General features: G+C 62.9%; 27 protein-coding genes and 1 other RNA gene. 14 read left to right on the top strand and 14 right to left on the bottom strand.

Features of this window, described 5'->3' with window-relative positions; genetic code table 11:
* Positions 1 to 82: 82 nt before the first annotated feature.
* From cysD to P3T40_RS26055, 4 genes are all read left to right on the top strand, one after another.
* Positions 83 to 1045, top strand: coding sequence for a sulfate adenylyltransferase subunit CysD (cysD, locus tag P3T40_RS26070; RefSeq protein ID WP_429270582.1), 963 nt, complete (start codon positions 83 to 85; stop codon positions 1043 to 1045).
* A 23-nt stretch (positions 1046 to 1068) separates the two neighbouring features.
* Positions 1069 to 2382 carry a sulfate adenylyltransferase subunit 1 gene (locus P3T40_RS26065; protein WP_429270581.1) on the top strand — a complete coding sequence of 438 codons (1314 nt, stop codon included), beginning with the start codon at positions 1069 to 1071 and terminating at the stop codon, positions 2380 to 2382.
* 75 nt (positions 2383 to 2457) lie between these two features.
* A complete protein-coding gene (gene cobA / locus P3T40_RS26060; RefSeq protein ID WP_429270609.1) occupies positions 2458 to 3213 on the top strand; it encodes a uroporphyrinogen-III C-methyltransferase in 756 nt (251 codons plus the stop codon).
* A 430-nt stretch (positions 3214 to 3643) separates the two neighbouring features.
* The gene (locus P3T40_RS26055) at positions 3644 to 4240 is read left to right on the top strand and encodes a plasmid pRiA4b ORF-3 family protein (RefSeq protein WP_429270580.1); all 597 of its coding nucleotides are present in this window, start codon (positions 3644 to 3646) and stop codon (positions 4238 to 4240) included.
* A gap of 635 nt (positions 4241 to 4875) precedes the next feature.
* Here the strand turns inward: P3T40_RS26055 and P3T40_RS26050 are convergent.
* Genes P3T40_RS26050 through lptF form a run of 3 tightly spaced genes read right to left on the bottom strand, consistent with a single transcriptional unit; the run spans position 4876 to position 7516 of the window.
* Positions 4876 to 5253: a sirohydrochlorin chelatase gene (locus P3T40_RS26050; RefSeq protein WP_429270579.1), complete on the bottom strand. Its 378-nt coding sequence runs from the start codon at positions 5251 to 5253 to the stop codon at positions 4876 to 4878.
* 10 nt (positions 5254 to 5263) lie between these two features.
* Positions 5264 to 6412, bottom strand: a complete 1149-nt coding sequence (gene lptG, locus P3T40_RS26045; protein WP_429270578.1) for an LPS export ABC transporter permease LptG — start codon at positions 6410 to 6412, stop codon at positions 5264 to 5266.
* A 3-nt stretch (positions 6413 to 6415) separates the two neighbouring features.
* Entirely contained in the window at positions 6416 to 7516 is a 1101-nt protein-coding gene (lptF, locus tag P3T40_RS26040) for an LPS export ABC transporter permease LptF (protein ID WP_429270577.1), read from the bottom strand.
* A gap of 206 nt (positions 7517 to 7722) precedes the next feature.
* Here lptF and P3T40_RS26035 point away from each other — a divergent pair, with 206 nt between their 5' ends.
* From P3T40_RS26035 to P3T40_RS26025, 3 genes are all read left to right on the top strand, one after another.
* Positions 7723 to 9234, top strand: coding sequence for a leucyl aminopeptidase (locus P3T40_RS26035; RefSeq protein ID WP_429270576.1), 1512 nt, complete (start codon positions 7723 to 7725; stop codon positions 9232 to 9234).
* A gap of 49 nt (positions 9235 to 9283) precedes the next feature.
* Positions 9284 to 9700, top strand: a complete 417-nt coding sequence (locus P3T40_RS26030; RefSeq protein WP_429270575.1) for a DNA polymerase III subunit chi — start codon at positions 9284 to 9286, stop codon at positions 9698 to 9700.
* Positions 9701 to 9803: 103 nt separating this feature from the next.
* Entirely contained in the window at positions 9804 to 10400 is a 597-nt protein-coding gene (locus P3T40_RS26025; protein WP_429270574.1) for a DUF2486 family protein, read from the top strand.
* Positions 10401 to 10418: 18 nt separating this feature from the next.
* Here P3T40_RS26025 and P3T40_RS26020 read toward each other — a convergent pair whose 3' ends face one another.
* Both P3T40_RS26020 and ilvD read right to left on the bottom strand, forming a co-directional pair.
* The gene (locus tag P3T40_RS26020; protein ID WP_429270573.1) at positions 10419 to 10745 is read right to left on the bottom strand and encodes a c-type cytochrome; all 327 of its coding nucleotides are present in this window, start codon (positions 10743 to 10745) and stop codon (positions 10419 to 10421) included.
* 119 nt (positions 10746 to 10864) lie between these two features.
* Positions 10865 to 12538: a dihydroxy-acid dehydratase gene (ilvD, locus tag P3T40_RS26015; RefSeq protein WP_429270572.1), complete on the bottom strand. Its 1674-nt coding sequence runs from the start codon at positions 12536 to 12538 to the stop codon at positions 10865 to 10867.
* A gap of 210 nt (positions 12539 to 12748) precedes the next feature.
* Between ilvD and P3T40_RS26010 the strand changes: the two genes are divergently transcribed.
* Both P3T40_RS26010 and lgt read left to right on the top strand, forming a co-directional pair.
* Entirely contained in the window at positions 12749 to 13732 is a 984-nt protein-coding gene (locus P3T40_RS26010) for a LysR family transcriptional regulator (protein WP_429270571.1), read from the top strand.
* A 148-nt stretch (positions 13733 to 13880) separates the two neighbouring features.
* Positions 13881 to 14786, top strand: a complete 906-nt coding sequence (gene lgt / locus P3T40_RS26005; RefSeq protein WP_429270570.1) for a prolipoprotein diacylglyceryl transferase — start codon at positions 13881 to 13883, stop codon at positions 14784 to 14786.
* Positions 14787 to 14959: 173 nt separating this feature from the next.
* On the opposite strand, the gene P3T40_RS26000 is transcribed toward lgt, so the two are convergent.
* The 5 genes from P3T40_RS26000 to P3T40_RS25980 form a co-directional block, all read right to left on the bottom strand.
* Complete coding sequence (locus P3T40_RS26000; protein ID WP_429270569.1) at positions 14960 to 15685, bottom strand: SIMPL domain-containing protein; 726 nt, start codon at positions 15683 to 15685, stop codon at positions 14960 to 14962.
* Positions 15686 to 16035: 350 nt separating this feature from the next.
* Positions 16036 to 16494: an EVE domain-containing protein gene (locus P3T40_RS25995; RefSeq protein WP_429270568.1), complete on the bottom strand. Its 459-nt coding sequence runs from the start codon at positions 16492 to 16494 to the stop codon at positions 16036 to 16038.
* A gap of 106 nt (positions 16495 to 16600) precedes the next feature.
* Positions 16601 to 16782, bottom strand: a non-coding RNA gene (ssrS, locus tag P3T40_RS25990) — 6S RNA.
* Between the two features lie 89 nt (positions 16783 to 16871).
* The gene (locus P3T40_RS25985; protein ID WP_429270567.1) at positions 16872 to 17186 is read right to left on the bottom strand and encodes a cell division protein ZapA; all 315 of its coding nucleotides are present in this window, start codon (positions 17184 to 17186) and stop codon (positions 16872 to 16874) included.
* On the bottom strand, positions 17183 to 17560 hold the full coding sequence (locus P3T40_RS25980; RefSeq protein ID WP_429270566.1) for an ATPase: 378 nt from the start codon (positions 17558 to 17560) through the stop codon (positions 17183 to 17185). The genes P3T40_RS25985 and P3T40_RS25980 overlap by 4 nt, the downstream gene beginning before the upstream one ends.
* An 818-nt stretch (positions 17561 to 18378) precedes the next feature.
* Here P3T40_RS25980 and P3T40_RS25975 point away from each other — a divergent pair.
* The 5 genes from P3T40_RS25975 to cobC are packed head-to-tail and all read left to right on the top strand — an operon-like array spanning position 18379 to position 22705.
* Positions 18379 to 19389 (top strand): FecCD family ABC transporter permease, encoded by a 1011-nt coding sequence (locus P3T40_RS25975; protein WP_429270565.1) that lies wholly within the window; start codon positions 18379 to 18381, stop codon positions 19387 to 19389.
* Positions 19386 to 20228 (top strand): ABC transporter ATP-binding protein, encoded by an 843-nt coding sequence (locus P3T40_RS25970; protein ID WP_429270564.1) that lies wholly within the window; start codon positions 19386 to 19388, stop codon positions 20226 to 20228. Before P3T40_RS25975 ends, P3T40_RS25970 begins: the two co-directional genes overlap by 4 nt.
* Positions 20229 to 20264: 36 nt before the next feature.
* A complete protein-coding gene (gene cobT, locus P3T40_RS25965; protein ID WP_429270563.1) occupies positions 20265 to 21347 on the top strand; it encodes a nicotinate-nucleotide--dimethylbenzimidazole phosphoribosyltransferase in 1083 nt (360 codons plus the stop codon).
* Between the two features lie 24 nt (positions 21348 to 21371).
* Positions 21372 to 22130 carry an adenosylcobinamide-GDP ribazoletransferase gene (locus tag P3T40_RS25960; protein WP_429270562.1) on the top strand — a complete coding sequence of 253 codons (759 nt, stop codon included), beginning with the start codon at positions 21372 to 21374 and terminating at the stop codon, positions 22128 to 22130.
* Positions 22115 to 22705: an alpha-ribazole phosphatase family protein gene (cobC, locus tag P3T40_RS25955; RefSeq protein WP_429270561.1), complete on the top strand. Its 591-nt coding sequence runs from the start codon at positions 22115 to 22117 to the stop codon at positions 22703 to 22705. Before P3T40_RS25960 ends, cobC begins: the two co-directional genes overlap by 16 nt.
* 12 nt (positions 22706 to 22717) lie before the next feature.
* On the opposite strand, the gene P3T40_RS25950 is transcribed toward cobC, so the two are convergent.
* From P3T40_RS25950 to cobU, 4 genes are read right to left on the bottom strand one after another with little or no spacing between them, the layout of a single operon-like run.
* Positions 22718 to 23632 (bottom strand): cobalamin-binding protein, encoded by a 915-nt coding sequence (locus P3T40_RS25950; protein WP_429270560.1) that lies wholly within the window; start codon positions 23630 to 23632, stop codon positions 22718 to 22720.
* A gap of 40 nt (positions 23633 to 23672) precedes the next feature.
* A complete protein-coding gene (gene cobD / locus P3T40_RS25945; protein WP_429270559.1) occupies positions 23673 to 24695 on the bottom strand; it encodes a threonine-phosphate decarboxylase CobD in 1023 nt (340 codons plus the stop codon).
* A gap of 4 nt (positions 24696 to 24699) precedes the next feature.
* Positions 24700 to 25635, bottom strand: a complete 936-nt coding sequence (cbiB, locus tag P3T40_RS25940; RefSeq protein WP_429270558.1) for an adenosylcobinamide-phosphate synthase CbiB — start codon at positions 25633 to 25635, stop codon at positions 24700 to 24702.
* A gap of 2 nt (positions 25636 to 25637) precedes the next feature.
* Positions 25638 to 26186, bottom strand: coding sequence for a bifunctional adenosylcobinamide kinase/adenosylcobinamide-phosphate guanylyltransferase (gene cobU / locus P3T40_RS25935; RefSeq protein WP_429270557.1), 549 nt, complete (start codon positions 26184 to 26186; stop codon positions 25638 to 25640).
* Positions 26187 to 26268: the final 82 nt, after the last annotated feature.

Genomic DNA, 26268 nt, shown 5'->3' with positions numbered 1-26268 from the left:
CCGGAGTCGATCTCGATTCTCGATAGAATATTTGCGTGACGCGGGCAACCGCCGGCGACACGAACTCACGAAGGACCCGAACATGAGCACTACGCTCGATTCCACTGTCAACGCACCGACCACCAACACGGCGAACCGGATGGATCACCTCGACTGGCTCGAAGCTGAATCAATACACATCCTGCGCGAACTGGTCGCCGAATGCAGCAAGCCTGCGCTGCTATTCTCGGGCGGCAAGGACTCGGTCGTTGTGCTGCATCTGGCGTTGAAGGCATTCGGCCTCGGAGCGAACCGCAAGACCGTGCTGCCGTTCCCACTCGTGCACATCGACACGGGCCATAACTACCAGGAAGTGATCGACTTCCGTGACCGCCGTGCGCAGGAAATCGGCGCAGAGCTGGTGGTCGGCCACGTCGAAGATTCGATCAAGCGCGGCACCGTGCGCCTGCGCCGCGAAACGGATTCGCGCAACGCCGCGCAAGCCGTGACGTTGCTCGAAACGATCGCCGAACATGAGTTCACCGCGCTGATTGGCGGCGCACGCCGCGACGAAGAAAAGGCTCGTGCGAAAGAGCGGATCTTCTCGTTCCGCGACGAATTCGGCCAATGGGATCCGAAGGCACAGCGCCCGGAACTGTGGAGCCTTTATAACGCGCGTCTGCACAACGGCGAACATCTGCGCGTGTTCCCGATTTCGAACTGGACTGAACTGGACGTGTGGCAATACATCGCGCGTGAGCAGCTCGAACTGCCGTCGATCTACTACGCCCATCAACGCGAAATCGTGCGCCGCAACGGCTTGCTGGTGCCGGTCACGCCGATTACGCCAATGCGTGAAGGCGAGACCAGCGAACTCGCGCAGGTGCGCTTCCGCACGGTGGGTGATATCAGCTGCACGTGCCCGGTGGAAAGCGACGCCGACGATCTCGAGAAGATCATCGCCGAAACGGCTGTGACCGAAATCACGGAACGCGGCGCGACGCGGATGGACGATCAGGTCTCCGAAGCCGCGATGGAACAGCGCAAGAAGCAAGGTTATTTCTAAGCACACACGAGGGTACGGAAATCATGAGCATTCAACAACCGCAAGACCTCGGCGTGCTGCGTTTCATTACTGCGGGTAGCGTCGACGACGGCAAGAGCACGCTGATCGGACGTCTGCTGTATGACAGCAAGGCTGTTTTGAGCGATCAGCTCTCGGCACTGTCGCGCGCGAAGAACAAGCGCACCGTGGGCGACGAAATCGATCTGTCGCTGCTGACGGACGGCCTCGAAGCCGAACGCGAGCAGGGCATCACGATCGATGTTGCGTATCGTTACTTCGCGACGGCAAAGCGCAAGTTCATCATTGCCGACACGCCAGGCCACGAGCAATACACGCGCAACATGGTGACGGGCGCATCGACGGCGCATGCCGCGATCATCCTGGTCGACGCGACGCGCGTCACGTTTGAGAACGGCGTGGCGCAATTGCTGCCGCAGACGAAGCGCCATAGCGCGATCGTCAAGCTGCTCGGTTTGCAGCATGCGATTGTGGCGATCAACAAGATGGACCTGGTCGAGTACAGTGAAACGCGCTTCAACGAGATCCGCGATGCGTATGTGGAACTCGCGCGTCAACTGGGCCTGAACGACGTACGCTTCGTACCGGTGTCGGCGCTGAAGGGCGACAACATCGTGACGGCGAGCGAACGCATGCCGTGGTACGCGGGCGAACCGCTGCTGGACCTGCTCGAAGCCCTGCCGGTGGAGATCCCGACGGGCCAGGTGCTGCGTTTCCCGGTGCAATGGGTAGCGCGCCAGGACGGCAGCCAGGCGGACGATTTCCGCGGCTACATGGGCCGCATCGAAGCCGGTGAAGTGAAAGCCGGCGACACGATCGTGGTGCTGCCGGCGAACCGTGAAGCGACCGTGGCGGAGATTATTGCCCCGGTGCCGGGTGGCACGGCTCAGGTGGACCGCGCGTTCGCGGGCCAGACGGTGACGATTCGCCTGGCGGAAGACGTGGACGTGTCGCGCGGCGATACGTTCGTGCTGCGTGCAGCAGCACCGGAACCGGCGAAGAAGCTGGAAGCCGACCTGTGCTGGTTCGACGACACGCCTTTGTCGACGCAACGCAAGTACCTGCTGAAGCAGACCACGAATACCGTGTTTGCGCGGATTGGCGCGATCAAGCAGGTGCTGGACGTGCATACGCTGTCGCACGCGACGGACCGTCACGATCTGACGATGAACGATATTGGCCGAGTATCGCTGACGCTGCAAAAGCCGCTGGTGTGCGACGTGTACGACTCACATCAGGGCACGGGGGCATTCGTGTTGATTGATGAGGCGACGCACCACACGGTAGCGGCTGGGATGATCCGGGCGTTTTCGGCTTAACGGTCGCGCCAGCGGATTGATGCGCGCACGTGGCGTTGGATTTTTGCACGAACCGGATGAATGGGGTTGAGGCAAATGGGTAAGGTGTATCTGATCGGTGCAGGGCCAGGGGCCGCGGATCTCATCACGGTTCGGGGCGCGCGGCTTTTGGGTCTGGCGGATGTGGTGTTGCACGACGCGCTGGTCGAACCGGCGATGTTGGAGTATGCGCCGCATGCGCGCAAGATTGCGGTGGGCAAGCGCTGTGGTCAGCTTTCGACGGCACAGCAGTTCATCAACAAGCAGATCGTGGATGCGGCGCAGGAGCATGCAGTTGTTGTTCGCCTGAAGGGCGGCGATCCGATGTTGTTTGGGCGTGCTGATGAAGAGATGCGGGCGCTTGAGGCTGCTGGGATTGAGTATGAGGTTGTGCCTGGGATTACGGCTGCGCTGGCTAGTGCTGCCTCTTTGAAGCGTTCGTTGACGCTGCGTGGTGTGTCTCGGAGTGTCGCGTTGGCGACGCATAGCCGGGCGGCTGATACTGAGGCGATCCGTGAGCAGGTGAATGCTGATTCGCTCGTGTTTTACATGGGGCGGGATAGTGGGCCTGAGATAGCACAGGGGCTTATTGATGCTGGGCGGGATGGTCGTACTCCTGTGGCCATTGTTGAAGCTTGCAGTACAGCTCGTGAGCGGATGCTCACACTCACGTTATCTGATCTTGCCTGCGGCATGGCTCAGCAGTGGCTTGATGCTTCGCAGCCCAGTCTTCTTATGATTGGGGATGCTTTTGCTGCGCGCAGCGGGCAGCTCGAGGTGGGGGCTGTGGAAGCGGTGCTTAGTGCTGCTTGAGTTTTTTTCCTGTGCGGCGCTTTGGTGGTTTGCCTACGGCGTTGGCCTTTCCTTGATTTGATATTGGTTTATTAGCTTCGCCCCTGTGCGGGGCGGCACCTACTTTCTTTGCCGCCGCAAAGAAAGTAGGCAAAGAAAGCGGGCTGCAACCGCCAGCCTGTAGTGAGCCATCTCGGTCTTTGACCGGAAACGGCCTTACACGAGACCCGCCCTCGCACCACCCACCTTAGTGACAAAGCTGTCATCCGTTCCAGCGTCGCGCTGCGCGCCCCGCCCTCGAGACTCGTCCCGCACCCGCACCCGCACCCCCATGTCCTCGCGCGAGTGGCCGAGCACCGGATCAATCGTATTGTAGAAATGCTGTCATGGAGGTGGGAGTCGGCAGTGGGGGAGCGATAATGTGGTTCTTCCCGTCTCTCTCATTCATTTCATGGCCAAGTCCTACCAGTTGTACACCCTTCGCGTCGAGATTCGAGGCGTCAGTCCTCCTATCTGGCGTCGCGTCCAGGTTGAAGGGTTCGACTCGCTGCGCAAGCTTCATCACATTCTGCAGGCGGCGTTTGGCTGGACGGGCTCGCACCTGCATGACTTTAAAATCAACGACAAAACGTATGCCATGCTCGATCTTGACGATGCGTTGGACGGGATGGACCCGAACAAAATCTTCGACGACCGGAAGACGAGGCTACAAAAGGTCGCCTACCTTGGCCTGAACTTCGTCTACAACTACGACTTCGGTGACGGTTGGGAACACGACATCGTGGTGGAGAAGGTCGAACCCATCGACGGCGAGCCATATGGTTGTGCGCAAATCCTTGCTGGAGCACGTGCATGTCCACCTGAAGATGTTGGTGGCCCATTTCGATACCAGGACATTCTCGACACACTACGCAAGCGGCCTCGTAGCGAAGAAGCGAAGGACTACCTGCGCTGGGCAGGCGAAGACTTCGATGCCGAACTGTTTGATCGGCGAGCGGCAAATGCTGCACTCCTGCGCATGGCATGGAACCGCTGGGGCGGTAAATAGACCGCACGCGCGCCGCGTCTTGGGCAGCCATGCCGTTCAGATCAGAGCCGCTCGAGTCAGCCGTGGCTGCCGTATTCGGCACCTTGCCGGTATTGGCCGCTGTGACGCGCACGCGTCAAGAAGTGGCCGGCGCAACGCATACACCGACGTAGCGTTTTGCGACGCCGAAGATGGGGGACGAAGAATACGTGACCCACGTGCACGCCACTACATGTGCCAGAGCCGAACTGCGACGCACGGAGTGCGGAGCGGGGATGAATGAACGCCTTGTCACCGAGTATGGTGACGCGAGGTCGCGCCGGCAGCGGCGCTTCGCAGAAGGAATGTTATGCCCGACGGCGGGGCGCGCAGCGCGACGCTGGAACGGATGAGTGCCTTGTCACGAACCCGGGAAACGCGAGAGCGGGTCTCGTCTCGGACCACTCCCGGTGGATGACCGGGATGGCTCACTACGGGCTGGCGGTTGCAGCCCGCTTTCTTTGCCTACTTTCTTTGCGGCGGCAAAGAAAGTAGGTGCCGCCCCGCACAGGGGCGAACCTAATAGACCGATAAGACAGCAAGAAAAGGCCAACACCACAAGAACAACAACCATCAAGGCGCCGCAGGCAAACCCCACCGGGGAAGGGAAAAAACCGCTACTCCTGCACTTGACGAAGGCAATACAGAGCAACAGCATCGAGCACAGACTCATCCTCCCCAACGGCAGTCGCACAGCGAATAGCAACCCCAGGATGCGCCGCCCGGCAAACATCCAGCACCGCAGGTAAATCCCTCCGCACATGCCCACCTTGGCCAAAAAACACGGGCACAACAGTAACAGCGGAACATCCTTGAGCAACCTGCTCAGCAACCGCCGTAGGCAAATCCGGCGACATCAGTTCAAGAAACGCCAACGAAACAGGCCCGGCGGAGCCATGAGAACCCCGCACCTTCTCGGCGAGCCGAAAAAAAGGCTCCGCCCACCGAGCATCCCTCGCCCCATGCCCAAAAAGCACAACCCCATGCAAGGCCATGGCGAAACTCCTAATGCCGATCCACCCACTTCAACCCAACCAACCCAAGCACGAGATACACCAACCCAGGCGTAGCCGCAGTCAAAGGCGCGGGCCAGGTATTCAACATGCCCATGTGCGAGAACAAGGTATTGAACAGCTGAAAGCTCATCCCAAGCATGATCCCGCCAAACACCTTCACACCGACCACGCCAGCCCGCGTATGCAAATACGCAAACGGCAACGACAGCACCAGCATCACCAACACGGCAAACGGATACAGCAGCTTGCGCCACAACGCAATCTCATACCGTTGCGTGTCCTGATGGTTCTGCTGCAAATGCTGGATGTAGCGGAACAGGTTGAACATCGACATGTTGTCCGGCGACACCAGCAGCACCGACAGAATCTGCGGCGTCAACTCCGAGCGCAGTGAGTACTCCGGCACCGTCGTCTGGTTCGCCCGGTAAACCGGATTGAGCGCGTCCTGTGGCGTTCCCGCCACCGGCGGCACGTCGATCAATTGCGTATCCGTCACGTCCTTCAGCAACCAGTGGCCCGGTGGCTGATACCTGCCGCTCTGCGCAATCCGTACGTTCGACAGGCGGAACTTCGAATCGAATTCGTAGATGCGTACGTCGGTGATCGTCGCGTCCGGCTGCAGTTTGCCGACGTTCACGAAACGCGTCACCTGCTCACCATCGGCCCGAGCCGTCAACGTGTCCTTCACCCACACGCCGGACTCGAAGTTGGTCGATACCGCCGAGCCCAACGCCTCCAGCCGCACCCGCTCCGACAACTGATCCGTGTACGGTCCGACCACTTCACCAATGATGTAAGTGAGGAACACCAACGGAATGCCAATCTTCAGCAGCGAACGCAGCGCCTGATTCGTCGCGAGACCCGACACCCGGAAAATTGTGTACTCCGAGTTCGCCGCCATCTGCGCAAACACGTAGATCGCGCTGATCAGCGCCGCCACCGGAATGATTTCGTAGAACCGCGACGGCGTTTGCAACGCCACCCGCAGCACCGCATATTGGAACTTGTAGTTGCCGTGGCCTACCGAGTTCAGTTCGTTGATCAGGTCGAAAAAGAAGAACAGACCCGAAAACGCAAACAGGACGAAGATAAACGTAAGGTAGACCTGACTTGCGAAGTACTTTTCATAGATCCGCATCGGTCAAGCCCCCTGCGACGAACGTTGGAACATCGCCCGGCTAAATAACGGACGATTGCGCACGCGCAGCCAGAAGATGATTGCCACGATCCCCGCCACGATGATGTGTAGTCCGAGGAGTCCCACAGGGAACGACATCTTGCCTTGCTCGACCCACGACTGCACCACGTTCAACAGGTTGGAATACGTCAGATAAATCAGCACGGCCATGACCAGATTGAGGGTGCGGCCGCGACGCGGGTTCTGGTGGGCGAGGGGGATCGCCAGCAGCATCAGGTTGATCGCAATCAGCGGCAAGCCCGCGCGCCACGCGAATTCGGCGAGATTGTCCTTGGTCGGGTTGCGCAGCAGTTCGAGCGTCGGCGTACCGGTGGTGGTCGGGACGTTGACCACCGGCTGGCTCTGGATCTTCACGCCGTACTTTTCGAATTCCATGATGCGGAAATCCGGCTTGCCCGGCTCGCCGTCGTAACGGCGTCCGTTTTCAAGCACGACGAAGCGGTCGCCGTTCTTGTGCGTCTCGGTATGACCGGTCTTCGACACCACCACGTTGACCTTGCCGTTTTCGGTGCTGGTCACGAACACGTTCTCGACGCGCGACTGGTCAGGCGACATCTTCTCGATGAAGAACACCCGGTGGCTCACGGCCGATTCGCGGAACTGGCCAGGCGCGAGCAGCGAAACCTCGTCGCGCTGCTGGAAGCGCGCGCGGATCAGCTTGCTCTGCTGGTTCGACCACGGCCAGCCGACGAACACGAAGAACATGATGAGAATGATGATGGGCGTCGCAAACACGCCGATTGGCTTGATGAAGCGCGTGAGGCTCACGCCCGAGGCCAGCCAGACGACCATTTCCGAGTCTTTGTACCAGCGCGTCAGGACGAACAGGATCGAGACGAACAGGGTCGCGACCAGCATGATCGCCAGATAGCCGATCACGGTCAGGCCGATCAGGACCAGCACATCGCGCGGATCGATTTCCCCGGAGGCGGCGAAGCCGACGATCCGGATCATCATCGTTGTCAGCACGAGCGTGAGGAGAACCATGAACACGGCACCAGCCGTGTACGCGAGTTCGCGCTGGAGGGAGCGTTCAAAGATCATTGTTGATGAAGAGAGTGCCTTGAGAGTGCCCCCCAACCTGCCGCTTAGCGCCAGGCCCCTCGAGAGGGCATGAAAACTTGGGGCGGCCCGGCCTTTTCTTAGGTGCCGGGTGGGTCCCGCCAGCCTACCGTGCAGCCGCCGCGGGAAAAATAGCGGATAATTGCGGCTTTCATCCTAAGCCCAGATTTTATCCGAGGACAAGCGCGATGGACTTTAGCATAAAAGCCTGTGATTGGAGCAAAGGCTCGTCAAACGGGTTCCTGACTGGAAAGTCCGATTGCATCGTGATCGGCATTTTCGAGTCACAAACGCTGTCGGGTGCCGCACTGGAGATCGATGCGGCCACCAAGGGTCTCCTGACCCGCATCATCAAAGCCGGTGACATGGACGGCAAGAGCGGTACCACCCTGTTCCTGCACGAAGTGTCCGGTATCGGCGCGTCGCGCGTTCTGCTGGTTGGCCTCGGCAAGCAGGACGCCTTCAACCAGAAAGCTTACGGCGACGCCGTGCGAGCCGCCTGGCGTGCCATTCTGGCCACCAAGATCGTCCAGGTCACGTTCACGCTTGCCCAGTTGCCGGTGCTCGAACGCTCGGCCGACTGGGGCGTGCGCACGGCCATCCTCGCGTTGCGCGAACTGTCGTACAAGTTCACCCAGATGAAGAGCAAGCCGGACACGACCCCGCGCGCCCTGAAGCGCGTCGTGTTCAGCGTCGACACCGGCGACGAGAAAACCGCCAAGGTCGCCGCCAAGCAAGGCGCTGCGCTCGCCAACGGAATGGACCTGACGCGCGACCTCGGCAACCTGCCGGGCAACGTCTGCACTCCGACCTATCTTGCCAACACCGCCAAGAAGCTCGCCAAAGACTGGAAGCTGAAGGTCGAAGTGCTGGGCCAGAAGCAGCTCGAAGCGCTGCGGATGGGTTCGTTCCTGTCCGTCACGCGCGGCTCGGTCGAACCGCCCCAGTTCATCGTGCTGCAGTACCAGGGCGCCGCAGCCAAGGCCGCACCGGTGGTGCTGGTCGGCAAGGGCATCACGTTCGATACCGGCGGCATTTCGCTGAAACCGGGCGAGGGCATGGACGAGATGAAGTACGACATGCTTGGCGCCGGTTCGGTGCTTGGCACGTTGCGCGCGGTTGTGGAAATGGGCCTGAAGATCAATCTGGTCGTCATCGTCCCGACCTGCGAAAACATGCCGTCCGGCACGGCCACCAAGCCGGGCGACATCGTCACCAGCATGAAGGGCTTGACGATCGAAGTGCTGAATACCGACGCGGAAGGCCGTCTGATTCTGTGCGATGCGCTGACTTACGCCGAGCGCTTCAAGCCGGCTGCCGTGATCGATGTGGCAACCCTTACCGGTGCTTGCGTGATCGCGCTGGGCCACCACAACACCGGCCTGTTCGCGAAAGACGACGCGCTGGCGGGCGAACTGCTCGACGCCTCACGCGAAGCGTCCGATCCGGCATGGCGCATGCCGCTCGACGAGGAATACCACGACCAGTTGAAGTCGAACTTCGCGGATCTCGCCAATATCGGCGGGCGTCCGGGCGGCAGCATCACGGCCGCCTGCTTCCTGTCGCGCTTCACTGAAGCGTACCCGTGGGCCCACCTCGACATCGCCGGCACGGCATGGAAGAGTGGCGCGGCGAAGGGCGCAACGGGCCGTCCGGTGCCGCTCCTGGCGCAGTTTTTGATCGATCGCGCTGCACAATGATCCATCGCAGTACCGACGCGCGGATTGATGCGCCGAGGCGGAGCCGCCGATGACGAGAATCGATTTTCACTCAAACGTCGGCGACTCGTTGTTGTATGCGTGCCGCCTCGCGCGCAAGGCGTATCAGGCCGGCCAGCCCACCATCGTGCTGGCCGAGCCGGCGCGCCTGCGCGCTTTCGATGAGCAGTTGTGGACCTTTGCGCCGCTCGAGTTCGTGCCGCACTGCATGGCCGACAGCGCGCTCGCCGCACAAACGCCGATCGTGCTGGCCGCGAATCTCGACAATGTGCCGCACTACCAGGTGCTGATGAATCTCGGTGCCGAGGTGCCGGCGCAGTTCGCACGCTTCGAAAGATTGCTGGAAGTGGTCGGTAACGCACAGGACGAACTGGTTGCGGGCCGTGAACGCTATCGCTTCTACCGCGATCGCGGCTATGCTCTAACCAACTACAAGCAGGGCGGCTAGCGTCGCCGTGCCGCCGCGCGCGGACGCTGCCGCCGGCGTCTTCCGCGCCGGCCGGCAACGCGGCGCGCTTCCTCATCGCCCGCTTCATCGACGGAGTCTATTCGTGCCCGATTCGTCCGATCCTACGTTCGACTCCTCAATACCGGTTTTGAACGAAATCCTCGTGCCGGGCAAGCCCGCGCACGCCCGGCCCACCCATGGCGCGGATGCCGCTGCCGTTGCTCCCACCGCTGAAGGTGCTCCGGCTGAGGCTGCCGCAGAGGCTGCTGCCGAGCCGGCTGATGGCGTGACCGTGCACGCCGTGACGCCTGCCCAGGTGCATGCCTTTGAACTGCCCGAGCCGCAGGCGCCGTTCGAGCTGGCTTCGGCACCGCCCGGACCCGAGCCGGCCGACCCCATCGAGGCGTTCGGACCCAGCTCCGCGTTCCACTTTTCGCGCGCTTCCGCTTCGGCTCAGCCGGTTCACAACCTCGATGCCGACGTACTCGCCGAACGTTTGCGCGGCCGTTTTGCCAGTTATCTGACAGGTGAAGGGCGCGCGGTGATCGAAGCGCGTTGCCGTGATGCGCTGCAGGATCACACCACGTGGCTGGTCAACCAGATTACGCGGGAAGTCGCGCTGGCGCTCGAAACGGAAATGACCGGGTGGGTGCGTGAAGCGGTCAATGAAGAGATCGCGCGGCGTTCGACCGAACGCTGAACACGCGCGGCACGGCGTTTATTTCAGCGTCAGGATCCAGCTGGCCAGGACGGCGGCCTGATCGGGTGTGAGTTGAGTGTTCGCGGGCATCGGCACCTGGCCCCAGACCCCCGTGCTGCCGTCGATGATCTTGTGGGTGAGGTAAGTCTCCGCGTCGGCGCGTGAAGCGTATTTCGCAGCGACGTCATGCAGCGCCGGTCCCATGAACGGACGGTTCACCGAGTGACAGCTCATGCAGTTCTGCTGCTGCGCGAGCGCGAGGCCGGGAGCCAGTTCCGCCTGCGCCGAAGCGCTGATTGCGAGCCCGCCTGCCAGCGCTATTGCTGCATACGACATTGATTTCATTCTGGTCTCCGTCGGTGCAGGTGCCCGACTTGTGGTGCAGGCATTATAAAAGGAAAGGGGCGCACGGTTTTTCGTGCGCCCCTTTCGGCCTTTTCGGAGGGTCAGTGCCCCGCTCAAGCTTATCCCGTCACTGCGCCCTTGTTGGCCGGCAACGCCAATGCGGAGTACTTGGCCAGCACACCACGCGTGTAACGCGGCTTCGGTTGCTGCCACGCAGCACGGCGGCGCGCCAGCTCAGCATCGTCGATATTCAGTTGCAAGAGCAGCTTGTGCGCGTCGATGGTGATCGAATCGCCTTCCTGCACGAACGCGATGGTGCCGCCCACAAATGCCTCCGGCGCAACGTGGCCCACCACCATGCCCCACGTGCCGCCGGAGAAGCGGCCGTCGGTGATCAACCCCACCGATTCACCCAGCCCCTTGCCGATAATCGCCGAAGTCGGCGCGAGCATTTCCGGCATGCCTGGGCCGCCCTTTGGGCCGAGGTAGCGCAGCACGACCACATCGCCCGCCTTGATCTTGTCGGCGAGAATCGCTTCCAGCGCGCTTTGCTCATCGTCGAACACGCGGGCCGGTCCGGTGATAACCGGGTTCTTCAGGCCGGTGATCTTGGCGACGGCGCCGTCGACCGCAAGGTTGCCCTTCAGGATGGCGAGGTGGCCTTCCTTGTACAGCGCCTTCTCGATCGGGAAAATCACCTGCTGGTCGGCGCGCGGCTTGGCGGGCACGTCCTTCAGTTCTTCGGCGAGCGTCCTGCCTGTGATCGTGATGCAGTCGCCATGCAGCATGCCCGCGTCGAGCAGGATCTTCATGACCTGAGGGATGCCGCCGGCCTTGTGCAGATCGGTCGCCACGTACTGGCCCGATGGCTTTAGATTGCAGATCACCGGCACCTTCTTGCGCATGCGCTCGAAGTCTTCGATGCTCCATTCCACCTCAGCCGCATGGGCGATGGCGAGGAAGTGCAACACGGCGTTGGTCGACCCGCCCGTGGCCATGATCACGGCCACCGCGTTTTCAATCGACTTCTTCGTGATGATGTCGCGCGGCTTCAGGTCCTTCTTGACCGCTTCGACCAGCACGCGGGCCGATTCGGCCGCCGAATCCACCTTCTCCTGATCCGGATTGGCCATCGTCGACGAATACAGCAGCGACATGCCGAGCGCTTCGAACGACGAACTCATCGTGTTGGCGGTGTACATGCCGCCGCACGAACCCGTCGACGGGCACGCGTTCTGCTCGATCCCTTCGAAATCTTCCTCCGACATCCGGCCCGCAGTGAACTCGCCCACCGCTTCGAACGACGACACGATGGTCAGGTCCACGCCCTTCCAGTTGCCCGGACGGATGGTGCCGCCGTACACGTAGATGCCCGGCACATTCATGCGCGCGAGGCCGATCATGCCGCCCGGCATGTTCTTGTCGCAGCCGCCGATCACCACGACTCCGTCCATCCATTGGCCCTGCACACAGGTCTCGATACAGTCGGCAATCACTTCGCGCGACACGAGCGAATACTTCATGCCTTCGGTGCCCATCGACATACCGTCGGAGATCGTCGGCGTGCCGAAGATCTGCGGATTCGCGTCGGCGCCCTTGACCGCGGCGACCGCCGCGTCGGCGAGACGCTGGAGGCCGGCGTTGCAAGGCGTGATCGTGGAGTGACCGTTGGCGATGCCGATCATCGGCTTGTCGAAATCTTCTTTCTGATAGCCGATGGCGTAAAACATCGAACGGTTCGGCGAGCGTGCGACGCCTTGCGTGATGTTCTTCGAACGACGGTTGTACGGCATGGGGATCTCCAGTTTGTTTTGGTCTTTGCTCCGGTCCCGCCCGTTGGGACCGGACCACCGAGGCAAGCTCAACCCGGTTTAGCCGGGTACAACACAGTTCTGTTCAGTTTAGGTTGTTTGGATGGTGGCGCAGGCGGCAAGCGTGCAGTTTTTCAATGTGCGTGCCTGATGTATTATTTGCGGCTCATTAGGTCGTAAAATGTATTAACGATGCTACCCATTACGCCCGATCTGCGCCAGTTGCGCTATTTCATCGCTGTCGCCGAAGAGAAACACTTCGGCCGCGCGGCTGCTCGCCTCTCGATGACGCAGCCGCCGCTCTCGCAGGCCATCCGCGCCCTCGAGGAGACGCTGGGCGTCGAACTCTTCGCGCGTACCAAGCGTTCGGTCGAGCTGACCCAGGTGGGTACCGACCTGCTGCCCGAGGCGCGGCGGCTGCTCGCCAGCGCGGAAGCCCTGCGACCGCTCGCGCAAAGTCTGGCGCGCGGCGAGGCTGGGGTGTTGTCGCTAGCGTTCGTCTCGACCGCGGATTACGGGCTTTTGCCCTCGCTCTTGCGCGATTTCGGCGCTCGCCATCCGCGTGTGCGCCTGCAACTGACCGAGGCGACCAGCGACGTGCAGATCGATGAACTGGTGGCCGGCCGCATCGACGCCGGCCTCGTGATCGCGCCGCTGCCGCCGCGTCATGCCGCGCAGTTGTCCTGGCTATCGATCGCGCGCGAGCCGCTCGTGATCGCCATGTCGACGGAGATGGCCGCGCGGGTCGAAGGGCGGGGTGGTGACGACGGCGCATCGGCCGGCGCGGAGTGGCTCGATGCGCCGATCAGCCTGCGCGATGTCGCCGATGCACCGCTCGTGATCTTCCCGAGGCGTTTGGCGCCTGGCTTTTATGACATCATTATGGATTGCTACGGCGTGGCCGGCCTCACGCCGCGCATCGGCCAGGAGGCGATCCAGATGCAGACGATCGTGAGCCTGGTGTCGGCGGGCATGGGTGTCGCACTGGTGCCTCAGTCGTTGCGTAACCTGCGCCGCACCGGTGTCGTGTACCGGCCGCTGCGCGAGTCGGTGCCGGCCATCGAGACGGGGCTGGTCTGGCGCACCGCGCAGGTAAGCCCGGTGTTGGCCGGGTTTATCGGCATTGTCCGGGCGCACGCCGCCACTGTCGACGTGCAGGCCGGCGTGCACGGGTGAGGGGAGTGAAAGCTGCGGGGCTTACACTGCGCCTTTTTGCACCTCACGGCCTATTCGCAGCGAACGCATCGCGTCACGGCCCGGCCAATGCCAACCTGCTTAGCCTTATCGAATCCGCTTTTGAACCTGAACTGCCCATAACAATACGATGCACATTCATCCCAATTTCGACCCGATCGCGATCCATCTAGGGCCGCTCGCCGTACGCTGGTACGGTCTGATGTACCTGGTGGCGTTCATCATGGCGATCGTCGTCGGCCGGCTGCGCCTGCGTCTGCCGTACGTCGCCGCGCAAGGCTGGACCGCCAAAGATATCGACGACATGCTGTTTTATGGCGTGCTCGGCACGATCTTCGGCGGCCGTCTCGGCTATGTGCTGTTCTATAAGGCCGATTTCTACTTCGCGCATCCGCTCGACATCTTCAAGGTCTGGGAAGGCGGCATGTCGTTTCACGGCGGCTTTCTCGGCGTTACCCTCGCGATGGTGCTGTTCGCGTACCAACGTAAGCGTTCGTGGCTGCAGGTGACCGATTTCGTAGCGCCGATGGTGCCCACGGGGCTCGCCGCGGGGCGGCTCGGCAACTTCATCAACGGCGAGTTGTGGGGCCGCGTCACTGATCCGAACGCGCCGTGGGCGATGATGTTCCCAAGCGCCTCGAACGACGACGCCATCTGGCTCACGCGCCATCCGGATCTGGCTGCGAAGTGGCATCTGAACGAGATATTCGCGCAATACCACATGCTGCCGCGTCATCCGTCGGAACTGTACGAAATCGCGCTTGAAGGCATCACGCTGTTCATCGTGTTGTGGTTCTTCTCGCGGAAACCGCGGCCGATGGGCGCGATTTCCGCGGTGTTTCTGATCGGCTATGGCCTTGCCCGCTTCACGGTGGAATTCGCCCGCGAGCCGGATGACTTCCTCGGCCTGCTGGCGATGGGGCTGTCAATGGGGCAATGGCTGTCGATGCCGATGATCATCGCCGGCGTCGTCATGCTGGTCTGGGCGTATCGACGCAAGGGCCGCGAAGCGGTCAAGGCAGTCGGCGCGAACTGAACGCCATGTTGCACTAAGCGCGCTGAATAAAAAAACGCCACGGCAAGTACTTCCCGTGGCGTTTTCGTTTTTGCGGCTCGCTCTACTTCCTGTTTTGCCGCTGATTTTGCGGCTCGTTTCACTTGTGGAGAACGTGCGGCGGCTCAGTCTTCGAGCCCCTTCGTTCCCGTGCCTTACTTCATCTGCACGGAGCCGTTCACGGTCACGGTCACCGTCGAGGTGCCTGCTTCGAGCGGCAGCGGCGCGGCCGCCTTCGCGTCGGCGCCCATCGCCCGTGCGCTCATCATCATCATGGGACGCGGCATCACGCCGTTGTGTCCGATGTTGACTTCACGGATCGAATAGCCGCTATACCCAAACGCCTGCGCGCCGGCGCTCGCCTGCTGGCGGAACGAGGCGATGGCTTCGCCGGTGAGCTTTTGTTCTGCAGCGCGCTGCGCGTCCGGCGATAGCGAGAACTGCACGTTGCCGACCTGCATGTTCGATGCCATCTGACCAGCCAGCTTCGAGGCGGCAGCGAAATCATGCGACTCGAGTACGACTTCCGTCCGGCCGCGCCATGCGGAGATGCGCCCATCGCGATCGGTTGACGGATAGATCGAGAACGAACCGGTGCGTGCCGTGACGCCGCTCACGCCCTTGGCCTGGCGCAATGCTGCATCGGCGCGCTGGTTGAGCGTGCTGGTGAGCGCAGACGGGTCGCTCGCTTCCTGTTCGTAGAACAGGGTGATGTCCACCACATCCTGCGGAACTTCGGCGCTGGCTTGCGCGTTCAGCGATAGCACGCCAGACGGTTCGGCTTGCGTGACGCTCTGCGCGCGGGCAGCGGCCGATGCGAATGCGAGCGGAGTGGCAAGCGCCATGGCCAATGCGATGGCACGTGCGGTTTTTTGCGTCATTGTTAGACTCCTTGCTTGAGCAGGTTATGCGCGATCACTATATGTGCTGGCTTCGTGCGACGGCCTCCCATGAGGCAATCCACTGCGTGCGCCGCGTGCTCGGCATCGGGATTGATCGTTCTACCCAATGGCACGACGCTTGCCAGCCAGGCGCGCGGATGCCGCTTACGATCTATCTGTGCGATCGATGCGGGTGAGCCGCGCTAGCGACCCAATTAGGCGCGCGCACCCCGTCTTGGTTCCCTAACTTAACAATTAGCTTTCCGCGACGCGAGATCAGACCTCGCGGCCAGCGCGAAATCTCAGCGCGAAGTGAGTGTGCGTGCAGTGTTACGCGAGCCAGTACAAGCCTACGCAAGCCGCTTTGTGATGAAGCGCCACTCGGCTTCGGTGACGGGCGTGATCGACAGGCGATTGCCTTTGGCAAGCACGCGCATGTCCGCGAGTTCCTCATGCTCACGCAACGCGGCAAGCGGAATCAACGGGACTTTCTTCTTGAAGACGACATCGACGAGGACCCAACGCGGTGTCTCAGGCGTCGATTTTGGATCGTAGTACGGGCTCTTCGCATCGAACTGCGTGGGGTCGGGGTAGGGCGTCGATGCGACCTCGGCGAGGCCGGCAATGCCCGGCTCGGGGCAGCTCGAATGATAGAAGAGCACACCGTCGCCAACCTTCATCACGTCGCGCATGAAATTGCGCGCCTGATAGTTGCGCACGCCGGTCCACGGCAAGATGTGTTTCGGTGCGTGAGCGAGGTGATCGATGCTCGCTTCGTCCGGTTCGGACTTCATTAGCCAGTAGCGCATGAATCGAATTGAACGTTGAAAAGAAAGAGAAAACGCCGTAAACCAAGGCTTAAAAACGAAGCCCCAAAGAAAAACGGCACCGGACCCATGTCCGATGCCGTTTGATAAGGTCCCCGCCTTAGCCGCTAGGCCGGCATCCTGAACCGGGAGTTCAGAATTGGTCGCAGTTAGCAGCACTTCGGGTACATCAGACAGAGTGACGCGCACACCCGTGCTGCAAATTTCCACAACCGTGCACATGGCATTGGTTCAAGGAATATATGACCTTGGCGAACCAGGCAGGGAAGCTAAACTGATTGAACTCAAACGTTTGCTGATACTCGATCTCGCACTTCGCATGAATTCGAAACTTGGCCGTACAGCTACTTTAAACCTTTTTACTGCATGCTGTACTGTTGAATCACAGTACCTAGCTGTTCGTTCATCTGGTGCATTGTACGCCGGATTTCCTCGGCGGGAAATGCTTCTCCGTGTCGCACGCTCGCTTGCAGCTTAAGCAGTTCTGATGCCAGCGACAGCGCAGCCATCACTGCAATGCGATCGACGCCACGTACGTTGCTGTTCGCGCGGATCTTCGACATCTCAGCGTCGACGCGTGCCACCGCTTCAAGCAGAGCACCTTCGGTTTCTGGTGAGCAGGCAAGACGATATGGCACGCCGAGAATCGATACTTCGATCTGCTTGGTGGTCATGCGTTTTCTCCGTGGCGGGTGACGGCGCTACCGGCCTCTTCTTCCTGGTGCGCATCATGCTCCGATTCGTGCACGGGCGCGAGCAGGTCGAGCTGGTTGTCCGGCTCGCTATGAGCGCGTGCACGCGGCAACTTTTCGAGGATCGCATTCAGGCGCACCTGGGCGTCGTCGATCTTGGCCGACAGCGCGTCGCGCTCCGCTTGCAGTGCATCGCGCTCGTCGCGCATCTGTGCAAGCTCAGCGCGTGTTGCATCCGCCTCGGCGCGCACCTGGGCGAGCTGAACTTCGAGCGCTTGACGCGCTTCGTTGTGGCGCTGGCTGATCGAAATCAGTCTGCCGATATTCTGTGAAAGTGTTTCGAGTTCGGTGAGCATGTGCTGCGTCCTCTAAAGACATGGCATTTTAGCGCGGAATGTCGCAGGTTCCGACAATTGTCTCGTTTCGAGACGTAACAGCATCGCTTTGTGCAGACTTCGGTGGCCGAATTGGCCTGTACGTCCCCCTGAATTTGACATTTATCCGTCCGCGACCGCACAGAGCCGCTACGCCTTGACCATTCTTGACGGGTTTTTCCGGCGCTCATAAACTCGCGACACTTTGCAGTCCGTCCGCTGTTTCCGTGTCGTGTGGTCATCAAACGGGAAACAGGGAACGACGCCCGCCGGGGCGAAGCTAACGCGTGACGCGCCCGCTATAGTAGGCGACTGCATGTTCATGCGGGTCGACCATGACGTGGGGGTTCAAATCCGAATCCGCGAGTGTGCCACCTCGCGAGAGGCATGGGAAGACGGGCTGGCTGCGCTCTTGCTACGCATCGGCCGGCTAGTTTGCCGTCCGGCATGCAGGCCACTTTCACATTTCCACGTGAACCTCCGGTAAGGCCGGTATGCCCGGGTGAACGGAGCGAACAGTTACTATCTGGGCTGCGGTCACGGTCTCGCCAGGGGCAGGGCGTCATGGCGTGCCATTAATACTTACTCCGCACGCTACGACGCTGCAAATTCACAAAGGCGTGTTACGTCGCCGCGAAAATCCAGCAGCCTCTCTCAAACAGGACTATGAGCCGGCCTACACCCGCATCAAATCGCGTCGCAGCGCCTTCCTCGCGCTGGGTTGGCAGCAGCAATCACGCCATGTTTCCGGCGCTGAGGCAGCGCGGATGAATCGCCTGTCCGTGCGTCGGATGCCGGTCATGCACGCGAGACGCGCTGCGGCGATCTGGTGTGTGCTCGCAGCGCTGGCACTCGCCGTGCTGATCGCCTCGCTCGCGCTCGGCAGCGTGCCGCTCACGCCCGCGCGCGTGTTTGCCGCGTTGCTGCCGCAGTCGTCGCACGGCGGCGTTCCCGCCGACCTCGCCGGCGAGATTGTGCGCTCGTTGCGTCTGCCGCGTGCGTTAGCCGGCTTTGCGTGCGGCGCGCTGCTCGCGGTGGCTGGTGCACTGCTGCAGGTGTTGCTGCGCAATCCGCTAGCCGAGCCGTATGTGCTGGGCGTGTCCGGTGGCGCGGCAAGCTTCGCGCTGTTCGCGATGATGGCCGGCTGCGCGTGGTGGCTCGTCGATGCAAGTGCGTTCGCCGGGGCGTTCGTATCGATCCTGCTGGTGCTTGGTCTCGCGCGCCGCGAGTTGTGGCGCGGCGAGCCGCAGGATACGTCGCCGCGTTTGCTGCTGACTGGCGCGGTGATTGCAGCAGGGTGGGGCGCGCTGATCACGTTGCTATTGACGCTCGCGCCGGACGACCGCTTGCGCGGGATGTTGTTCTGGCTGACCGGCGACCTGAACGGCGGCGGTCTGCCGTGGCTTGCACTCGCGGCGCTCGTCGTCGTGCTGGTGGCGATTCTGCCCGCGGCACCTCAACTCAATGTGCTGTTGCGCGGCGATGCGGCCGCCCAGGCTTTGGGCGTTTCTGTGATGCGCTTGCGGCTGCGCGTGTATCTCGTGGCTTCGCTCGCGGCCGCTGCTGCGGTGACCACGGGCGGGACGATCGGCTTCGTGGGTCTCGTGGTGCCGCATACATTGCGGCTCGCGTTCGGTAACGATCAGCGCATGCTGTTGCCGGCGGCCGCGCTCGGCGGCGGCATGGCGGTGATGGGCGCAGACCTCGTCGCGCGCACGGTGATCGCGCCGGCCCAATTGCCAGTGGGCGTGATCACGGCGTTGATCGGCGTGCCGGTGTTTTTGTGGATGCTGTTGCGCAGACCGCGATGACAACCCATACGACTTCGCCATCCACGGTTGCGACGCTCAGTGCACAACAGGTCACGTTGCGTGCTGGCGAGCGCACGCTGCTCGAGCGCTTCACTCACACGTTCTACCCGGGCGAAGTCTGGTGCATCGCCGGGCCGAACGGGGCCGGCAAGACCACGCTGATCTCCGCGTTGGCGGGTTTGCAGCAGCCAGCCGCAGGCCAGGTCGAACTCGACGGCGTGCGCGTGGCCGACTGGTCGCCGGTGCCGCTCGCGCGACGCCGCGCGTTGATGCCGCAAAGCGCGCACGACGCGTTCAGCGCCAGCGTGCTCGATATCGTGATGCTGAACCGCTTTCCCCATCTCGCGGGGTGGGGCTGGGAGGGTGAGGCCGATCGCGCCGCCGCTCACGAAGCGCTCGACTTGCTGGGCCTCGCGAGTTTTGCGACGCGCGATGTGCTGTCCCTCTCGGGCGGCGAGCGGCAGCGTGTCGCGCTGGCCGCCGTATTGTGCCAGGATGCGCCGCTCCTGCTGCTCGATGAACCGCTGTCGCATCTGGACCTGCATCACCAGATCGACTGCCTCGAGGCCTTGACCGCCTGGGCAGCCGGGCCGAAGCGTACAGTAGTGTTTTCGTGTCACGACCTGAACCTGGCGCGCCGTTTCGCGACGCACGCGCTGTTGCTCGACGGCACAGGCGCGGCCTTCGCCGGCCCGGCGCGCGATGTGCTGACGCCTCCGCTTGCGAGCCGTGCTTTCGGTTATCCGCTGATCCTGCTGCAGGACGACGGCCACGAGGCGCTGATTCCGGCGCCGCGGCCGCACGATGCGCAGCGCGGGTCGGCCGGCCCGGCATCCTGAAGAACGAACAAGAACTTATCTTTTACTCGAAGCCCTATGATTTCGTCCCTCGCCTTACCCGTCGTCGAACCGCTCGACCAGACACTGCGCAGTACGCTGCAACACCTCATCGATACGAAGACCAAGCCGCCCGGCAGCCTGGGGCGGCTCGAAACGCTGGCGCGGCAGATGGGCCTGATCCAGCGGACCACGCATCCGACGGTGCAGCGCCCGGCCATGATCGTGTTCGCCGGCGACCATGGCATCGCGCAGGAAGGGGTGAGCCCCTATCCGCAGGCCGTGACCGCGCAGATGGTGGCGAACTTTCTGGCGGGCGGGGCGGCCATCAACGCACTGAGCCGCGTGGCCGATATCACGCTCGAAGTGGTCAATGCGGGGATTGCGACGCCGTTGCCGAACACCGAGGGCCTCATCGATATTCCCGTCGCCGCGGGCACGCGCAATTTCGCACATGAGCCCGCGATGACGCGCGATCAGGCGCTCGCCGCGATGCGCGCCGGCGCGGAACGCGTGCGTCACCATGCGGCGCTCGGTACCAACGTGATCGGTTTCGGCGAGATGGGGATTGCGAACACCTCGGCGGCCGCCTGTCTGATGAGCCGCCTGTGCGCCGTGCCGATCGACGAGTGCGTCGGCCGCGGCACCGGGCTCGACAATGCCGGGCTCGCGAAGAAGCGCAATGTGCTTGCCTCGGCGCTGGTGCATCATGCGCCCGGTGCCGACACGCGAGACACCACTGCGCCGGACGCCGCCGCGTTGGATGTGCTCGCAACCTTCGGCGGCTTCGAAATCGCCATGATGGCCGGCGCGTATCTCGCCGCCGCCGAAGCGCGCATGACGATTCTGGTGGACGGCTTCATCGCGACCTCCGCGCTGCTGGTGGCCGATGCGTTCGCGCCCAACGTACGTGAATACTGCGTGTTTGCGCATGCCTCGAACGAAGCGGGGCATCGCCGCATGCTCGATCATTTTGGGGGCATCCCGCTGCTCGCACTTGACATGCGGCTCGGCGAAGGCACCGGGGCCGCGCTAGCCGTGCCTCTGCTGCGCGCTGCGGTAGCGTTCCTGAACGAGATGGCCAGCTTTGAATCGGCCGGTGTCGCGGACCGCGATGCGTAAGCGGCTCACAGGCATCGCGCGCTGATGAACCCGCTCATGGAACTGCGCTATTTCTTCACGGCGCTAGGGTATTTCACGCGCGTGCCGGTGCCGCGCTGGGTCGGCTATGAGCCGCACTATCTGAACGCAGCCGCGCGTTATTTTCCGCTCGTCGGTGTGCTGGTGGGCGGGGTGGGTGCGCTCGTCTATCTGGCCGCGTTGCGCGTGTTTCCGCCAGGTGTTGCCGTGCTGCTGTCGATGGCCGTGACCTTGCTGGTGACGGGCGCATTCCACGAGGATGGTCTGGCGGATTGTTGCGATGCGTTCGGCGGCGCGTATACGCGTGAGGACGTGCTGCGCATCATGCACGATTCGCGCATTGGTGCGTTCGGCGCCATCGCACTGGTAGTGGCGCTGGCGCTGAAGTGGCAGACGCTCACGGCGCTGCCGCCATTGAGGGCCGCAGGTCTGATGATTGCCGCACACGCCGCGAGCCGCACGTGTGCGATCAGTTATCTGGCGACGCTCGACTATGTGCGTGCGGAAGGCAAGGCGAAGCCTGTCGCGCAGCGCCTGACCGGTGTGGCATTCGCATGGGCGGCGTTATTCGGGCTGCCGGCGCTGTTCTGGCCTGATTGGCGCTTCGGTTGTGCGGCGCTTATGATGTTGGCAGTACTGCGCTTTGCACTGGGCCGCTATTTCGTCAGACGCATTGGTGGTTATACCGGCGATTGCCTTGGCTTCGCGCAACAGATTTTCGAACTGGCTATCTATTTGGCGGGGCTTGCATGGATCTCGTCCTGATGCGTCATCCGGCCGTCGCCGTCGAGCAAGGCGTGTGTTACGGCCATAGCGACGTAGCACTCATGGACGATCCTGCTGTGTCCGCCGCGGCACTGGCGATGCGTCTCGCTACTTTGCAGGTACCGCCGCCACGCGTGCTGCTGTCCAGTCCGCTGCTGCGTTGCGCGACGGTCGCTGCGGCGATGGCAGGCGATTTCGGTTGCGCGCATAGCATCGACGAACGCCTGAAGGAAATGGACTTCGGCTCGTGGGAGCAACAGCGCTGGGATGCGATCGATCGCGCCTTGCTGGATGAATGGGCGGCCAATTTCGAACACGCGTGTGCCCATGGTGGCGAGAGCGTCGCGCAGTTCGTCGCGCGAGTGCAATCGTGGCTCGATGCGTTTGGGCTGACGCGTGAATGCTCGCCGGCTTATGTGGTCACGCATGCTGGTGTGATACGGGTGATTGCGTCGCTGGTGCTGGGCGTACCCGTTGAGCGTTCGACCCAATGGTCGCTCGATATGTCCGGCGTGGTGTGGCTGCGGCGTGACGATGAGCGGCAGGTCTGGTCGCTCGTGCGGTGGAATGTGTGAACGCGTAGCGTTTCAGTGTGTTCTGCGCGAGCGCGCCACCTCCAGATCCTCACACAGTTGCGCAGCGCCTTGTGCAATGCGTGGCGCAGGACGGTCGATCAGATCGCCGTCGATGGCGAACAGGTTGTTGCGTGCCACGGCTTTGAGGCTCGGCCATGCGCGCCATTTCTCCAGTTGCGGCAGCGGCGTGTCGGGCTTTGTTGCGCCCGCCGATGCGGTCACGATCACTTCCGGGTTGGCCGCGAGCACCGCTTCGGTCGATACCGTCGGCACCAGCGGTGCGAGCTTCGCAAACACATTGCGTCCGCCACATAGCGTGATCACGTCGCTGATCACGTGCGTGCCGTTGAGTGTCATTAGCGGCTGATCCCATACCTGATAGAACACGCTGACGGGCGGCCGGTCCGCATAGCGCGTGCGCAGGCGTGCGATGTCCTGGCGGTACGCGCTGGCGGCGGCGTCTGCGGTGCTCGACGTGCCGAGCAAGGTGCCGAGCCGGGTTAGCGTCGCCGCGACGTCGTCGAGTTGATGCGGTTCGCTGAAGAAGAGCGGAATATGCAGTTCGCGTAGGCGTTCGAGTTGTGCCTGGGCGTTGCCGTGCCGCCAGATCACGATCAGATCAGGCTTGAGCGCGACGATTCGTTCGAGGTCGAGCGCCTTGTTGTCGCCGACGCGCGGAACCTGCTTCGCTTCGGGCGGATAGTCGCTGTACGACACCGCGCCTACGAGCTTCGCACCACCGCCTGCCGCATAGATCAGTTCGGTCACGTGCGGCGCGAGGCTGATCACGCGTTGCGCCGGTGCGGCGAGCGAGACGGTCGCGCCGGTGTCGTCGGTCGCGGTGACGGTGGCCTGCGCGGACGGCACGTAAGCGCAGGCAATGAGGACGGCGCTGACAAGCGAGGCGAGGCGGGGCAGTCGGATCATGTGGCGAGACATTGGTTTTGATTGGCGCGAGTTCGACCGGTCAGCCCGCGCGCGCAGCATCGATGGCCTGAACGCTTTCGCCCAGTCCTTGCTCAAAACGCAGCCACTCCTGCTCTGTACCGGGCAAGCCAGATCGCACGCTTGCCGACGCGGGAAACAAGCGCGTCCAGATACCGCGCAACGCGAGCTCGTGATGCAATGCGGCGGCACGCGGGTCGTCGGTCCACGCAAAGAGCGGCGTGCTGTGCGGCGAAAAACGTTGTGCTCGCAACAAACCGGTCAGGCGCGCGCTTTGCGCCGCGAGTTGCGTACGCATCTGGCTTTGCCACTCTAGATCCGTGAACGCCGCGCTCACCGCATGTCGCGCAGGACCGCTGACGGTCCATGCGCCGAGCACCTCACGCAACCTGCCAAGCAGGGCGGGGTCGCTCAGCACGAAGCCGGCCCGCACGCCGGCGAGGCCAAAGAACTTGCCGGGCGAACGTAGTACGACGAGGCCAGGCCGGTCCGCGTAGGCGGCAAGCGACGCCGCCGCCGGCATTGCATCAGCGAATGCTTCGTCGACCACCAGCGTGCCGCCACGTGCCGTCAGTTGCTCATGCCACCGCAGCAGTTTCGCGGCGCTCAGATGATCTGCCGTCGGGTTGTTCGGATTGACTACCACGGCATGCGTGACATCGTCAGGTAACGCGTCGCACGCGATATCGAGCGGCACGATCCGATGACCCGCGCGCTCGAACGCGGGGGCGTACTCGCTATAGGTGAGCGGGGCGATCGCGACCGTCGCACGCGGCAGCAGTTGAGGCAAGGCGCGAATCGCCGCTTGGCTGCCCGCAACCGGCAGCACATGCCGCGCAGCGGGCGCGCCGTAGTAATGTGCGGCGCAGTCCGCAAAACCGTCGCCCTCGTCGGGCAGGCGGCGCCATGCATCGGCGGGTACCGATGGCACCGGATAGCCATGCGGATTGATCCCGGTCGACAGGTCCAGCCACTGCGCGTACGGCATCCCGTAGCGCTGCGACGCTTCGTGCAGATTGCCGCCGTGGACGATTGGATCAGCCATGAAATCAGCCACGAAAGGGGACGCTCAACAAGGCGAGCACGATCAGCACAGCAAGCCACAGCGTCACCGTACGGTCGACCAACTGCAGCGCAGCGGCGATATGCCCGGCGTTGGCGGGCTGCCCTGCGCCGAGCGTCGGGCGTTGTTCGATGGTGCCGTGATACACCGCCGGCCCGCCGAGCAGCACATTGAGACTGCCGGCACCGGACGCCATCACCGGCCCTGCGTTAGGACTGTCCCAGCGCGGCGCCTGCTCGCGCCAGCAGCGCCAGGCCGTGCGGGTGTCGCCGAGCAACGCATAGCTCGCGGCGGTCAGGCGCGCAGGAAACCAGTTGAGGCCATCGTCGATGCGTGCGGCGGCCCAACCGAAGCGCAGATAACGCGGCGTGCGATAGCCCCACATGGCATCGAGCGTATTGGCGAGGCGGAACGCGAGCGCGCCCGGACCGCCCGCCACCGCGAACCAGAAGAGCGCGCCGAAGATCGCATCGTTGCCGTTTTCGAGCGCCGATTCGACGGCGGCACGCGAGAGCGCGGCTTCGTCGGCAGTGCTGGTCTCACGCGACACGATGCGCGCGGTTAGCGTGCGCGCCTCGGCAAGATTACGTTGGGCGAGCGCGCGGGCGATTGGCGCGATGTGATCGTTTAGGCTGCGTGCGCCGAGCGCAAACCACAGCAGCAGAACATGAACCGCGCAGGCCAATGCAAACGGCAGCACGGCGACGAGCCACGTGGCGACGAGCACCGGCGGCAGCACGGCGAGTCCCCATGCGAGCATGCCCAGGAGCCGTCCGCGCCGCCCGGTGTTTAGCGTCGCTTCGATGCGCATGGCGAGCTTGCCGAATGCGACCAGCGGATGCGCCGCGCGCGGCTCGCCGAGCCAGCGGTCCACGGCGACACCGGCGGTCGCTAGCGCGGCGATCATAGGCAGCGACAGCATGGCTAGCGGGCCGCCGTTTTGAGTGCGAGCGGCAGGCCGGCGACCATCATCGTGACCTGGGTGCTCAATGCCGCGATGCGCTGATTGAGTCGCCCGAGTTCGTCGACATAAAGACGCGTCGCCGCGCCCATTGGCACGACGCCGAGACCAATCTCATTGCTGACGACGATGATCTTGCCGGTGGCCGCGCCAAGCGCCGCCTCGAACGCAGCAAAACGCGCGAGGTAATCGTCGCTGGGGGCGCTGCCGTCGGGTGGGCACAGCAGATTGGCGAGCCACAAGGTCAGGCAGTCAATCAGGATGCAGTGGCCGGGCGCGTCGGCCTGAGCAACGGCGCCGGCGAGATCCACGGACGCTTCGAGCAGCTGCCAGTGCGCCGGACGCCGCGCGCGATGATGGGCGATGCGGGCGGCGAATTCTGCATCGTCCGCGAGACGCGCCGTGGCGATATAGGTGACGGGCCGCGCGCTGTCGCTCGCGAGCTGTTCAGCATGCACGCTCTTGCCCGAGCGGGCGCCGCCGAGAACGAAGGTGAGGTCGCGAGGAATCATGGCGTGATTGTACCGGTGCGCCCTGGCGCGATGGGATAATGCCCGCTTCAAACAACCAGCGTGGGCTTCTGTTTCGTGACGA

It is taken from the genome of Paraburkholderia sp. EB58, assembly GCF_050436665.1.
In the GTDB taxonomy this organism is placed as follows: domain Bacteria; phylum Pseudomonadota; class Gammaproteobacteria; order Burkholderiales; family Burkholderiaceae; genus Paraburkholderia.
Note: the sequence above shows the minus strand (reverse complement) of the source record. Positions and strands in the feature narration are given on the sequence as shown.

Excerpts from the sequence above, each read along its gene's own strand:
- P3T40_RS26035 (WP_429270576.1), top strand. The coding sequence starts at position 7,723 with ATGGACTTTAGCATAAAAGCCTGTGATTGGAGCAAAGGCTCGTCAAAC.
- lgt (WP_429270570.1), top strand. The coding sequence starts at position 13,881 with ATGCACATTCATCCCAATTTCGACCCGATCGCGATCCATCTAGGGCCG.
- P3T40_RS26050 (WP_429270579.1), bottom strand. The coding sequence starts at position 5,253 with ATGGCCTTGCATGGGGTTGTGCTTTTTGGGCATGGGGCGAGGGATGCT.
- P3T40_RS26000 (WP_429270569.1), bottom strand. The coding sequence starts at position 15,685 with ATGACGCAAAAAACCGCACGTGCCATCGCATTGGCCATGGCGCTTGCC.
- P3T40_RS25995 (WP_429270568.1), bottom strand. The coding sequence starts at position 16,494 with ATGCGCTACTGGCTAATGAAGTCCGAACCGGACGAAGCGAGCATCGAT.
- P3T40_RS26020 (WP_429270573.1), bottom strand. The coding sequence starts at position 10,745 with ATGAAATCAATGTCGTATGCAGCAATAGCGCTGGCAGGCGGGCTCGCA.
- cobU (WP_429270557.1), bottom strand. The coding sequence starts at position 26,186 with ATGATTCCTCGCGACCTCACCTTCGTTCTCGGCGGCGCCCGCTCGGGC.
- P3T40_RS25975 (WP_429270565.1), top strand. The coding sequence starts at position 18,379 with ATGCACGCGAGACGCGCTGCGGCGATCTGGTGTGTGCTCGCAGCGCTG.
- P3T40_RS25985 (WP_429270567.1), bottom strand. The coding sequence starts at position 17,186 with ATGACCACCAAGCAGATCGAAGTATCGATTCTCGGCGTGCCATATCGT.
- cobT (WP_429270563.1), top strand. The coding sequence starts at position 20,265 with ATGATTTCGTCCCTCGCCTTACCCGTCGTCGAACCGCTCGACCAGACA.
- cobA (WP_429270609.1), top strand. The coding sequence starts at position 2,458 with ATGGGTAAGGTGTATCTGATCGGTGCAGGGCCAGGGGCCGCGGATCTC.
- lptG (WP_429270578.1), bottom strand. The coding sequence starts at position 6,412 with ATGCGGATCTATGAAAAGTACTTCGCAAGTCAGGTCTACCTTACGTTT.
- cbiB (WP_429270558.1), bottom strand. The coding sequence starts at position 25,635 with ATGCTGTCGCTGCCTATGATCGCCGCGCTAGCGACCGCCGGTGTCGCC.
- lptF (WP_429270577.1), bottom strand. The coding sequence starts at position 7,516 with ATGATCTTTGAACGCTCCCTCCAGCGCGAACTCGCGTACACGGCTGGT.
- P3T40_RS25980 (WP_429270566.1), bottom strand. The coding sequence starts at position 17,560 with ATGCTCACCGAACTCGAAACACTTTCACAGAATATCGGCAGACTGATT.
- cobD (WP_429270559.1), bottom strand. The coding sequence starts at position 24,695 with ATGGCTGATCCAATCGTCCACGGCGGCAATCTGCACGAAGCGTCGCAG.
- P3T40_RS26065 (WP_429270581.1), top strand. The coding sequence starts at position 1,069 with ATGAGCATTCAACAACCGCAAGACCTCGGCGTGCTGCGTTTCATTACT.
- P3T40_RS26055 (WP_429270580.1), top strand. The coding sequence starts at position 3,644 with ATGGCCAAGTCCTACCAGTTGTACACCCTTCGCGTCGAGATTCGAGGC.
- P3T40_RS25960 (WP_429270562.1), top strand. The coding sequence starts at position 21,372 with ATGAACCCGCTCATGGAACTGCGCTATTTCTTCACGGCGCTAGGGTAT.
- cysD (WP_429270582.1), top strand. The coding sequence starts at position 83 with ATGAGCACTACGCTCGATTCCACTGTCAACGCACCGACCACCAACACG.
- cobC (WP_429270561.1), top strand. The coding sequence starts at position 22,115 with ATGGATCTCGTCCTGATGCGTCATCCGGCCGTCGCCGTCGAGCAAGGC.
- P3T40_RS26010 (WP_429270571.1), top strand. The coding sequence starts at position 12,749 with ATGCTACCCATTACGCCCGATCTGCGCCAGTTGCGCTATTTCATCGCT.
- ilvD (WP_429270572.1), bottom strand. The coding sequence starts at position 12,538 with ATGCCGTACAACCGTCGTTCGAAGAACATCACGCAAGGCGTCGCACGC.
- P3T40_RS25950 (WP_429270560.1), bottom strand. The coding sequence starts at position 23,632 with ATGATCCGACTGCCCCGCCTCGCCTCGCTTGTCAGCGCCGTCCTCATT.
- P3T40_RS25970 (WP_429270564.1), top strand. The coding sequence starts at position 19,386 with ATGACAACCCATACGACTTCGCCATCCACGGTTGCGACGCTCAGTGCA.
- P3T40_RS26030 (WP_429270575.1), top strand. The coding sequence starts at position 9,284 with ATGACGAGAATCGATTTTCACTCAAACGTCGGCGACTCGTTGTTGTAT.